The sequence below is a fragment of the Geobacter benzoatilyticus genome (genome assembly GCF_017338855.1).
Taxonomy (GTDB): domain Bacteria; phylum Desulfobacterota; class Desulfuromonadia; order Geobacterales; family Geobacteraceae; genus Geobacter; species Geobacter benzoatilyticus.
Genome location: NZ_CP071382.1, coordinates 2,104,498 through 2,116,089, shown reverse-complemented (window position 1 = coordinate 2,116,089; position 11,592 = coordinate 2,104,498). Strand labels below are relative to the sequence as shown.

Annotated in this window: 9 protein-coding genes; 3 read left to right on the top strand and 6 right to left on the bottom strand. The window is 59.8% G+C overall.

All coding sequences use genetic code 11. The features are described 5' to 3' along the window. Positions 1–12: 12 nt before the first annotated feature. On the top strand, positions 13–1,059 hold the full coding sequence (cheB, locus tag JZM60_RS09960) for a chemotaxis-specific protein-glutamate methyltransferase CheB (RefSeq protein WP_207162197.1): 1,047 nt from the start codon (positions 13–15) through the stop codon (positions 1,057–1,059). 2 nt (positions 1,060–1,061) lie between these two features. Beyond that, positions 1,062–2,312, top strand: coding sequence for a response regulator (locus JZM60_RS09955; protein WP_207162196.1), 1,251 nt, complete (start codon positions 1,062–1,064; stop codon positions 2,310–2,312). Between the two features lie 27 nt (positions 2,313–2,339). On the opposite strand, the gene JZM60_RS09950 is transcribed toward JZM60_RS09955, so the two are convergent. Then, complete coding sequence (locus JZM60_RS09950; RefSeq protein ID WP_207165562.1) at positions 2,340–3,722, bottom strand: S41 family peptidase; 1,383 nt, start codon at positions 3,720–3,722, stop codon at positions 2,340–2,342. A 240-nt stretch (positions 3,723–3,962) separates the two neighbouring features. Here JZM60_RS09950 and JZM60_RS09945 point away from each other — a divergent pair, with 240 nt between their 5' ends. After that, positions 3,963–4,916, top strand: coding sequence for an HD-GYP domain-containing protein (locus JZM60_RS09945; protein WP_207162195.1), 954 nt, complete (start codon positions 3,963–3,965; stop codon positions 4,914–4,916). Positions 4,917–5,003: 87 nt separating this feature from the next. Here JZM60_RS09945 and JZM60_RS09940 read toward each other — a convergent pair whose 3' ends face one another. The 5 genes from JZM60_RS09940 to JZM60_RS09920 all read right to left on the bottom strand — a co-directional run bounded on the left by JZM60_RS09940 (position 5,004) and on the right by JZM60_RS09920 (position 11,589). After that, the gene (locus JZM60_RS09940) at positions 5,004–6,314 is read right to left on the bottom strand and encodes an NCS2 family permease (protein WP_207162194.1); all 1,311 of its coding nucleotides are present in this window, start codon (positions 6,312–6,314) and stop codon (positions 5,004–5,006) included. 126 nt (positions 6,315–6,440) lie between these two features. Next, the gene (locus JZM60_RS09935) at positions 6,441–6,998 is read right to left on the bottom strand and encodes a hypoxanthine-guanine phosphoribosyltransferase (protein WP_207162192.1); all 558 of its coding nucleotides are present in this window, start codon (positions 6,996–6,998) and stop codon (positions 6,441–6,443) included. Positions 6,999–7,031: 33 nt separating this feature from the next. Beyond that, positions 7,032–9,842, bottom strand: coding sequence for a BPTD_3080 family restriction endonuclease (locus JZM60_RS09930; protein WP_207162190.1), 2,811 nt, complete (start codon positions 9,840–9,842; stop codon positions 7,032–7,034). Then, positions 9,839–10,393, bottom strand: a complete 555-nt coding sequence (locus JZM60_RS09925; protein WP_241426215.1) for a DUF4276 family protein — start codon at positions 10,391–10,393, stop codon at positions 9,839–9,841. The genes JZM60_RS09930 and JZM60_RS09925 overlap by 4 nt, the downstream gene beginning before the upstream one ends. Then, entirely contained in the window at positions 10,393–11,589 is a 1,197-nt protein-coding gene (locus JZM60_RS09920) for an AAA family ATPase (protein ID WP_207162188.1), read from the bottom strand. Before JZM60_RS09920 ends, JZM60_RS09925 begins: the two co-directional genes overlap by 1 nt. Positions 11,590–11,592: the final 3 nt, after the last annotated feature.

Below are 11,592 nucleotides of genomic sequence, written 5' to 3'. Positions count from 1 at the left end.
TAACGGGCTGATATGGTAAGGGTTCTTGTAGTTGACGATTCGGCAAGCGTGCGGATGCTGCTCCAGGCGCTTCTCGCCTCCGATCCGGGAATCGAGGTAATCGGCACCGCGTCGGACGGCGAAGAGGCCGTTGAAGCAGCAGCCCGGCTGAAACCGGACGTGATAACCATGGACATCTACATGCCGCGGATGAACGGCCTGACCGCCACCCGCCTGATCATGGAGAGCCATCCCGTCCCGATAGTAGTCGTAAGCGGAAACCTGGACGCCGAAGAAGTGGCATCGACCTTCCGCGTCATGGAGGCCGGAGCTGTCACGGCCCTGGCGCGCCCCTGCGGGCCAGGTCATCCGGACCACGAGCGTGAAGCCGCAGCGTTCATACGGACCGTCAAGCTGATGGCCGAGGTCAAAGTGGTGCGGCGTACACCGCGGCGCGACAGGCCGGACACCATTCCCCTGCCGCATCAAAGGCCGGCTGTTCCGGCACGGGTGAATGCCGTAGCCATAGGAGCCTCCACCGGCGGCCCCATGGCCATACAGGCCATCCTTGCAGGGCTCGGGAAGGATTTCCCGGCGCCGGTCCTAATCGTGCAGCACATGGCCCTTGGATTTATCAAGGGATTTACCGAGTGGCTCAACCTCTCCTCCGCCATCCCGGTGCATCTCGCAACCCACGGCGAGCGGATTCTGCCAGGACACGCCTACGTGGCGCCGGACGGCAACCATATGCTCGTTACGGCGGACGGCACGGCAATCGCCCTCAAGGACTCTCCCCCTGAGAACGGCCTCCGGCCTTCGGTCTCCGCGCTCTTTCGATCAGTGACATACGCCTTCGGCCCACGGTCGGTAGGAGTCCTTCTCACGGGCATGGGGAGCGATGGGGCAAGGGAACTGAAACACCTGAGGGAAGCAGGAGCCGTCACAATCGCACAGGACCTGAAAAGCTCCGTCATTCACGGTATGCCGGGAGAAGCCATCAAACTTGAAGCCGCCACCTACACGCTGTCACCGGCTCAAATAGTGACAACCCTTACCAACCTGGTAGCGATGGAGAAGTAACCATGGAAGAGGTAACGGAAAAAAGCAACGGAGACATTCTCATCATCGAGGACAGCCCCACCCAGTCCGTTAAGCTGCGCCACATACTGGAATCCAACGGCTACGGCGTAATCTCGGCAGGCAACGGCAAAGAGGCCCTGGCTCTTATCCCCGGCAAAAAAATTTCGCTCATTATCAGCGATGTCATCATGCCGGAGATCGACGGCTACGAGTTGTGCCGCAGAATCAAGGAAAGGGACGATTGCAGGGACATACCCGTCATCCTCCTGACCTCTCTCTCCGACCCCCACGATGTCATCAGGGGTCTCGAATGCGGGGCCGACAATTTCATCACCAAGCCCTACGACGAAGCGCATCTCATCTCCCGCGTCGGGTACCTGATGGAAAGCCGCAACACATGCAGCATTGGGCCCCAGCCGGGGCTGGAAATCCTTTTTGCCGGCCAGCGCTACTGCATAACCGCAGACCGCCGCCAGATTCTCGACCTCCTCCTCTGCACCTACGAAACCGCCATCCAGAAGAACAACGAGCTTATCCGGACGCAAAACGAACTGAACCATCTCAATGAACAGCTCGAAACCGCAAATCACGAACTGGAAGCATTCAACTACACCGTTTCCCACGACCTGCGGTCGCCCCTGACAAACATCAGCGGTTACTGCCAGGTATTATTGGAGCTCCACGCCGACACGCTCGACACCAGTTGCACCGATTACATCCAGGAGATATACCAGTCGACACTGCGCATGAACGACCTGATTGGCGCCCTGATGGAATTTTCCCGGCTGAATCACCAGGAGCTGCAACGGCAGGAAGTGGATCTCAGCACCATGGCTCGCATCATTGCCGCGGAGCTCAAGGCAAAGGACAAGCAACGCCATGGGGATTTCAGAATCGCCGAAGGGGTCTCCGGCAACGGAGACTCGCGCCTGCTGAACCTGGTGCTGGTGAATTTACTGGGGAATGCCTGGAAATATACCGGCAAGAAGGAGAGCGCCGTAATAGAGTTCGGCGTTACGGAAAAGGGGGGGAAGAAGTACTACTTCGTGAGCGACAACGGGGCAGGCTTCGACATGGCCGAGTCTCACCGCCTGTTCGGCACCTTCCAGCGGCTCCACAGCAAATCGGATTTCGAAGGGACCGGCATCGGCCTCGCCACGGTGCAACGCATAATCCAGCGGCACGGCGGAAGAATCTGGGGGGAAGGAGCGGTCGGGAAGGGGGCAACATTCTACTTCTCCCTTGAACCATAACCGCCCCTACGGAAACAGGCAGGCGGGCTACTTCGCCCCACCCGCCACCTTTTGCAGCACCTCCCAGCTTTTCAGAAGATCCAGGGCACGGGCAAGCTGCTGATCCTTCTTCAAATCATCCGCGAAACCGGTCACGGCATTGCTGGCCGGTTTGGTCATTTTCTCGCGGTTCTCCTTCTCCTCCACCGCTTCGGGAGTCTCCTTCCCTCCCCCGAGGTGGTTGTCCAGATCCTTCTCGTGGAATTCCTCCCGCTTGTCCTCCGGAACTATTTTCAGCTCGGCGTTCTCAACGGTGATATCGGGAATTATCCCCCTGGCCTGGATCGAGCGCCCCTTGGGCGTATAGTAGAGGGCAGTGGTAAGCTTGAGCCCGGCACCATCCTTCATGGGAACGACGCTCTGCACCGATCCCTTGCCGAAGCTGGGAGTTCCCATTATGACGGCCCGGCCGTAGTCCTGGAGCGCTCCGGCAACGATCTCGGAAGCACTGGCGCTGCCGCTGTTGATGAGCACCACCAGTGGATAGCGGGGTTCCTTCTCGCCGACAGTGGCGCTGTAGCGGCGCTTGGCGAAAGGTTCACGCCCCTCGGTATAAACGATGAGGCCATTGTCCAGCCGTTCGCCCACAAAACGGCCGGCCACCTCCACCGCCACCTCCAGAAGCCCGCCGGGGTTATTGCGCAGATCGAGCACGAGCCCCTTGAGGCTACCCCCGTTCTCGGCACGCAGCTTGTGCAGGGCATTGGCGAAGTCCTCGCCGGTTCGCGCCTGGAAATGGCCGATGCGCACGTAACCGTACCCTGGCTCCAGCGTCCGGGCCCGGAGGCTCTTGGTCCGGATGATATCACGCACGAGGGGGAACACGAGAGGCTCCCCCTCTCCGTTACGGAGTATGGTGAGGGTCACCTTCGTCCCCTGCTTGCCCCGCATCCTCTTCACCGCCTGCATCATGGTGAGGTCGCTGGTAGGAGTAGCGTCGATCTTGAAGATGTAATCGCCCGCCTTGATCCCCGCCTTCCAGGCTGGGGTATCCTCCAGGGGGGAAACCACCGTGAGTTTCCCGTCCTTTTGGGAAAGCTCGATGCCCAACCCGCCGAAGGACCCCGATATTTCCGTCTGCATTTCGGTGAAAGGCTCAGGGGGGAGATAGGCGCTGTGGGGATCGAGAGCCGCGAGCATCCCGTTGACGGCCCCCTCCAGAAGCTTCTTGCGGTCAACCTTCTCCACGTAATTCTGCTCCACTTCCCGGAGCACTTCGGCAAAGAGCTCCAGGGAAGCCACGCTCTCGCGGTCGGGGCCAATCCTGGAAAAACGCAGGACCATAACCGCCGCAAGCGCAAGACAGGCAATCGTGGCCACCAGTCCCAGGGAAATCTTCGTTCTTGTCAGCAAAATCGCATCTCCATCCATCGACGGCCAGGCCATCGGGCAACGGCCTGGCCCGTATATTTTCATCTACTGTAGTGCCCCCGCCCCCCTTTTGTCAATTGCGGGAAACGCCCATGTACGGCTGTCGGCAACAATCGCGGGAACGATATCCGGCACGGCATAACATTTGATTTCGCCGGAGCTTTTCCTCTTAATGAAAACATTGACAAACGTCCCCCGAGTAAGTTCAAATATAAAAAAACGGACGCAGGGGTACACACTATGAAGAACCGCTTTTACAGACCGCTTTCCCTTGCATGCATATCACCCGGCTACTTCCCCGACATCGCTCTTTTCATAAAGAATAACGGCAACTTCATCCTCTACAAGAACCACGACCGTAAATTCACGGAAGCCGACCGGCAACGGCTCGAATGGACCAGCACCCAATTCCTTTACGTGAGAAGCGGCGACATGGATGTGGTTACCGAATACCTCGAACATAACCTGGACAGCCTCCTGGTGCGAAGCGACATCGACAGCGGCTCCAAGGGGACCATCCTCTACCAGACCGCCGCCAACTACGTCACCGACATCTTCGACGAACCGGACAAGACTGCTGATATCATCCGCTGCCGCAGCCTGATGCGCCATCTCATGAAATACGTGTCGGGACACGAAGATGCCCTGAAGGCGCTCCAGGCCATAACCTCCCAGAACCACTACATCTTCACCCACAGCGTACAGGTGGCCGCCCTGATGATGCTTGTCCACGACCGGCTCTTCGCCCTCACCCACGACGAGATGATTGACGTGGGAGTCGGCTCCCTCCTCCACGACTTCGGCCTGGTATTCCTCTCCGGCGACCTCCTCGACAAACCGGACGCCCTTTCCGCCATCGAGTACCACAAGGTCAAGCAGCACACCCAGAAGGGATATGAACATCTGCACAGCGCCGGCACCCTGGGCGAAGTTTCCCTAACCATCGTGCGGCACCACCACGAAAAATACGACGGCAGCGGCTACCCTTCCGGCCTGAAGGGGGACCAAATCCCCAGGAGCGCCCAGCTTGCGGCCCTCTGCGACACCTTCTGCGCCATGACCACCGACCGTCCCAAACACAACGCAATTCCCCAGACGGAAGCGCTGAAAATCATGGGTGAAGAAGTGGGGAGCTCCTTCAACCCGGAGCTGTTCAAGCGTTTTGAGGCAGTAGTGAGCGGAAAGACTGCCTGAGGGAATCTTCCCGCCACCAGAACTCTCACCCATAAATACAGAAAAGCCCGCTTCCGGCGGGCTTTTTTTGTTTCAGCACGATTCAATTCACATCTTCGGGAAGAACACGAACAGCGACACCGCCAGGAGCGCCAGCACCCACATGCCGGCCGGCACCTCACGCCCACGGCCGGCGGCTGTCTTGAGGAGCGGATAGGTGAGGAGCCCCGTGCTCATGCCGACGCCGATGTTGTAGGTGAAAATCATGAGGACGATGGTGAGGAAAGCGGGTACCAGCTCGGTGAAGTCGTCGAAGTCGATCCGCTTGATGGGCTCTATCATGAAGGAGCCGATGACGATGAGGGCGATGCCGTAGGCGTGGGGCGGCACGATGGTGAAGATGGGGGCGAAGAAGAGGGAGAGGAGAAAGAGCCCCGCCACCACCAGGGCCGTGAAGCCGGTGCGCCCCCCCTCCTCGATGCCGGCGGCCGACTCGATGTAGGCGCCGGTGGTGGTGGTCCCCAAAAGCGGCGCCACGGTAGTGGCCAGGGCGTCGGCCAGCATCGGCTTCTCGATCTCGGGGAGGTTCCCGTTCTCGTCCAGGAGGTCGGCCCGCATGGAGAGGCCGATGAGGGTCCCCACCGTATCCAGGAACGCCATAATGAAGATGGTGAGGACCACCGGAAAGAAGCGAATCTCAAAAACGCTCCCGATATCCAGTTGAAAGAGAATCGGCGACAGAGCGGGGGGGAGGCTCACGAACTCCGTGGGCATGGGGATGACCCCCAAGGCGATGGAGAGCACTGTGGTGGCCACGATGCCGATGACGATGGCGCCGGGAACCCGCCGCGTCATGAGGAATACGGTAAAGAGATAGCCGGAGACCGCCAGGAGCACCGACGGCGCGGCGATGTTCCCCATCTTCACCGGCGCCCCCGCAACCCCAAGGGTGACGAGCCCGGTCTCGTTGAGGCCGATGAAGGTGAGGAAGAGGCCAATCCCCACGGCAAAGGCGCACTTGAGGGAGAGTGGAATCGCCTCCGCCAGCCAGCTCCGGACCCTGAACACCGTAAGGATGGAAAAGACGATCCCCGCCACGAAGACCGCCCCCAGGGCCGTCTGCCACGTGTAGCCCAGGGTCTTCACCACCGTGAAAGCGACGAAGGCATTCTCGCTCATGTAGGGGGCGATGGCGAAGGGGCGGTTGGCCCACAGTGCCATGACCACGCAGCCGAAGACCGCGGCGATGATAGTGGCCGTGGTCTGGGGTCCGCGGGGAATCCCCCCGGCCTCCAGGATGGCCGGGTTCACGATGATGATGTAGGCCATGGTCAGGAAAGTGGTAATCCCGGCCACGGTCTCCCGGCGGAAGCCGGTTTTATGCTGGTCGAAACGGAAGAACGAAGCGATGGTTTTCATGGCAGTCCCGTGAAACGTGGATTATTCGCAAGGTCAAGGCGCCATGAGAATTGCGCGGAGACGTAGCAGCGCTACGTCGCACAAGTAATTCTCAGAGCAACGCAGAGATTGCGGAAAAGCCGCGTTTCAGTACCCTTTTAAGGCGAAGATACCCGGTGCGTTCCGCCAATACCCCTTGTAATCCATGCCGAAGCCGAACAGGTAGCGGTCAGGCGTCATTAACCCCACGAACTCTGGGACCAGGTCGGGGCGGGCCTTGCGGTCATGCTCCTTGTCCACCAGCACAGCGGTGAGCACCTCCTTCGCCTCCATGTCCCGGCACCAGTCGGCAATAGCCCCCAGGGTTTCGCCCTCATCCAGGATGTCGTCGACGATAAGCACGCTCCGGCCTTTCAACTGCTTGGTGGGCCGCACCTTCCAGTCGAGGCTGGTGCCGTAGAGTTTATGGCCGTACCGGGTGGCGTGGAGGTACTCGGCCTCCAGGGGAAACTCCAGCTTCGGGAGCAGCCTGCCGCTGACGATGAGCCCGCCGTTCATGACGCAGAAGATAATGGGATTGGCATCGGCCAGCCGCGCGGCGATCTCCCGCGCCATACGGTCGATGGCCTCCTCCACCTGGGCGGCGGTGAAGAGGCAATCGGCCTCGGCGTAAACCTGTTTCACTTCATCGAGCGTAACGGACATGGCAACCTCCGAATTTTCGCAATGGGAAATGAATCAGCCCTGAGTGCTGATTTGAGCATGTTGGGCAACTATATCCTGCATCTGCGCCGGGACAAACGCCACATCGCAGCACCAGACGCCGAAACCTCCCCGCTCGTTGACCGCCCGCACCCAGGTATCCAGAGCATCACGCTTGGCGCGGTTCTGCTCGGAATCCTCCCCCTTGATCTCCAGTACCAAGGTCCGGCCATTGGTCAACCGCACCAGGAAATCGGGGATAAACCGGCGACGGACGCCGTTCCAGAGATACCAGACATAAAAACCGAGATGGTCGTTCTTGGCGTAGGCCACAACACGGCTGCTCTGGTCGAACAGGTTGGCGGCATATTGCTCCCAACTGCTGTCGGCCACCATGTGGCTGATCTGGGAGCGGCGAGTCGGATGGCAGATTTTGGTGGTGTACCAGGTGCGCATAGCAGCCGTGGAACCGATGGGGAACTCCTCGTCGAAAACCGGCTCTAACCGCTCGCTGTTCTGCTCCGTCACGTAGCGCAGCAGATGCTGAACGATCAGGTCGATGTTGAGAGCGAATAGAATCCGCTTGCGAAGCGGGTCCTGATGATACTGAGACGGGATATGCAGGCGATCGGAAGCGAAGAACTGCTCCACGAGGCGGATAAGCTGAAGGACGAGATACTCCCGCTGCCCCCGGAATGTCCCCTGCAGCGCCTCGAACGCCTTACGGGCCGCCTGAAAGGTGAGCCGCTGCAAGCGGAAACCATCAGGCAACTGCTCCAGGTCGATGGCGTGCACCTTGCTCAGGTCGGCCGCGCCACCCAGTGCAGGCGCCAACTCAGCGCTGACCGGCGTCTGGGCCGGATCAAGGGTCAGGGCTTCAACCTGTGCCCAGTCAACCGCCAGAGTTGGCCGCACCACCGTATCGACCCTCAGTACGTTGGGCCAGCGGATTTCCAGGTTCGCCCGCTCCGGCAGCGACTCGATCTGGGTACTCGGTTTGGGCGGCGGTGGCGGCGGACCTCCGTCATCACCAACCTGGAAGATGGAAAGGGGGACGCCGAAGATATTGACATATTCCGGCAGAAAGAGGCCGTTTTCGTCCGTCTCGTAGGCCACCCGCCGCAGTCCCCGGCCGATGACCTGCTCGCAAAGAAGCTGGCTGGTGAATGCCCTTAGTCCCATGATGTGGGTCACATTCTTGGCATCCCACCCTTCCGAAAGCATAGCAACGGAAATCACCTTCTGCAGGTCCTGGCCGGCCGCGCCCCGCTTGCCGACATTGTCGACAATCTCCCGCAGAAGCTCCTCCTTCTTCAGCCCCCGCAACCGCTCCTTGCGGGTTTCGGGAATTTGCGCCGCATCCACGATGGCCCGCAGGGACTCCTCGTAACCCTTGTCGCTCCCCGCCGTCTCCCCGATCTCCGCCTTCTCCAGCACCTTCGAATCCACCCGCAGGGTCCGCTCCGGCGCCAGCATTTCCGGCCAGTGGGCGTCGCCATTGCGGAAATAGTGCTCAATCCGCGCCGCGGTCTCGGTCCGGTTGCAGACCGTCAGCATCACCGGCGGCGAAACATGCCCCTCTTCCTTCCACTGCTGAAGCGCCGCCCGCCAGTCGGCCCCCAGCAGGGTGTAGGCATCCTGCACCAGTTTGGGGAGCGGCTCATGGCGTTCCGCCTTACTGTTGAGGTTATCGGCCACTTCGGGGTCGCGGTAGATGTGGTACAGCTTTGAGCGGTAGGTCTTGGCGTCAGGGAGGGCATCGTCGCGGATCACCACCCGCGGCGTCTTCACCAGTCCCGCTTCGATGGCATCGTTGAGGCCGAAATCCGAGATGATCCAGCCGAAGAGCCCCGCCTCGCTGCTCGCCTTGCCGGTGGGGGCGAAGGGGGTGGCGGAAAGATCGAAGCAGCAGCGAATGCGGCGGGTCTTGTGGATGCGGTCCAACCCCTCGATCCAGCGGGTCGCCTCGTCCAGATCGATCCCCTGCTCCGCCGCCTGCTTTTTGCTGATCTTCAGCTCCGCCGGAATGCGGTAGGCGTGGTGGGCCTCGTCGTTGATGACGACGATGTCGCGAGAGGCCGCCAGTTTCCCCAGAACCCGACGGGTAAAGGCCTCGTCGCTCTCGGCACCCTTCTTCACCACCGAGCGCTCCGTCTGCTTGAGGGGCATCAGCGTATGCCAGTTCTCGATGAGGATTTCCGCCTGGTTCAGCTTCTGGCGCAGTGCCTCGGAGGGACAGAGCCCGAAGACGTCATAGAAGTTGTCCGGCTCCCCCGGGTAGAGGACCCGCAGCCGTTCCTTCACCGTAATCCCCGGCGCCACAATGAACACGGCCCGTGAGAAATCCCGCGTCCGCTTGGGATAGGTCAGGGCGTTTAACACCTGCCAGGTGATGATCATCGCCATCACCGCCGTCTTGCCGGTGCCGGTGGCCATCTTGTTGCACAACCGCTGCCACGGACCACCGTCACCGGGGAGATGAATTCCCTGTCGGTGCTCCGCCGACCCCTCCACCCACCAGACCAGCGTCTCCATTGCCTCCAGCTGGCAGAAGTAAAACGGTAACTGCCGCGCGTCCCGGTCGTGCCAGTGCTCCAAGAGCCGCCGGGTAACGCTCGTCACGCCCGGATAGCCGGCAGCCCGCCAATCGTCAACCCGCTGGCGGATCTGGTTCACCAGTTCCAGCGGCTCGGTCCGCTTGGTATTGTAGCGGACGTCGAAAATCTCGTACCCCGCCGGACGACGCTCTTCAATCTGCGCCAGGGAACCGTCACGGGTATCCTGCTGCCAATGCCGGCGGGGAGCTTCATAGGGGGAATTGATGATGAGGGAAGAGGGCACAGTCATTGGGGACCTGCCAGGCGTCTGACTGTTTCCACAAACAATCGAAAGCTCCGGGAACTATTACGTGCCGGGTCCAACAGCCTCCCGATTCGTCGAGCACCGTCACGCTTCTGATAGTCGGGAATGACTTTTCGGAGTTCAGTAACGGGATTGCTGAGCCGGTCCGGATCCTGGTACATCGCCTTTCGTTTAAGATTGGCCAGGCGTGGCTGCTCGAATGCTGTGCCGACAGAGTCCCAATCACCCACAAACCAAGCCTCAAGCGTTCGACAAGCAATCCTCACAACAGCATCCTCACGACCAGCCTCCCGGCAGAGGCTTGCGAGCCTCTCCTTGATAAGCCTGCAGTCGCCGCTGTCCTGATCCCGCAGTACGACAAAGGCGGTTTCAGGCTTGAGCCAGCCCCGCATCCGTCGTCCCATCCGCTTCTCCAGGTCCTGCTTCCCCTCGAAAACCAGAAATCGGATATCAACATCTTTCGACAGAATACGGGGCAGTAGCCCCTCCAGCGCATCCTGTGCCGAGGGCTCCTCCACAAGGAAAACAATCGTCATCACTTGGGGTGCACCCCCTTGAACAAACCTTCCTTCCAGAGATACCCCATCTGGTCGCCGTCAGCCATGAATGCAGCCAGTTGCTCATCGTCCTTGGCCCGATGGACCTGCGTGAAGCCGTTTCTTTTCTCCAGCCAAAAAACTTCATCCAACTCAACAGCATTAAGGAAATCCGGGGAATGAGTCGACACGAAAACCTGGCCACCACGTACCGCGTAGGATCTAAACTCTTCCGCCAGCTCCCACAGCAGGGATGGGTACAACTGGTTTTCCGGCTCCTCCACACAGAGTAGTGGATGGGGATTCGGATCGTAGAGCAGCGTCAGATACGCCAGCATCTTGATGGTCCCATCAGAGACAAAACGGGCCAATATGGGGTCTTCAAACGCACCATCCTGAAATTTCAGCAGAATCCGCCCCTCTTCCGTGGTTTTTGCCTCGACATTGGTTATTCCGGGAACCCGGGCCTTGAGCTTTTCCCTGATCTTTTCGAATATCCTCGGGTGGTGCTTGTAGAGATATTCGATAACCAGAGACAGATTTTCTCCCTCGCGGGACAGATGCTCGGCATATCCCGCCTCCTGCTCGGGGCGGGCGCGGCTTATGTGAAAATCAGACAGGTGCCAGTTTTCGATAAGGTTCCCCAGGGCCACAACCGCCGGAAACCGCTCAAACTGGGCCAACCCCTTGATAGCCAGGATGTCGGGGCTCTTCAAGGTCTGGGTCTCGCGTACCAGATCCTTAACATCCTCAACCTTTTCCAGTTCGTTGGTAACAGCCTCTCCCCGCCCGAAACTGAAATCAAGGAAGTGCCATGGCTGCCCGCCGCTCCCCCTCCGGTATTTGAGTATTTCCCTGGCCACCACGGGGCGGCCGTCATGCTCGTCAATGGACAGGCTGTAGGTAATCAGGTTTGTAGCCTTTCGCCCAAGGTCCGCACGTATTTTCAGCTCAATTTCAATGGGGCCGTCACACCCCCGGGTTCGCACTTCCTGGAATCCGCGACTCCCTCCCAATTTGCCAAGAGCAGCGGTGATGTTGGTAGTCATGGCATCACGAAGGAAACCAAAAACAGAAAAGAGGGTACTCTTACCCGTGCCATTGGCTCCGACGAGCACACAGAATGGAGGAATATCCTTCAGGGTGACATCCTTAAAGGCCCGGAAATTTCTCAATGTTATGGATTCGATACGCATCGA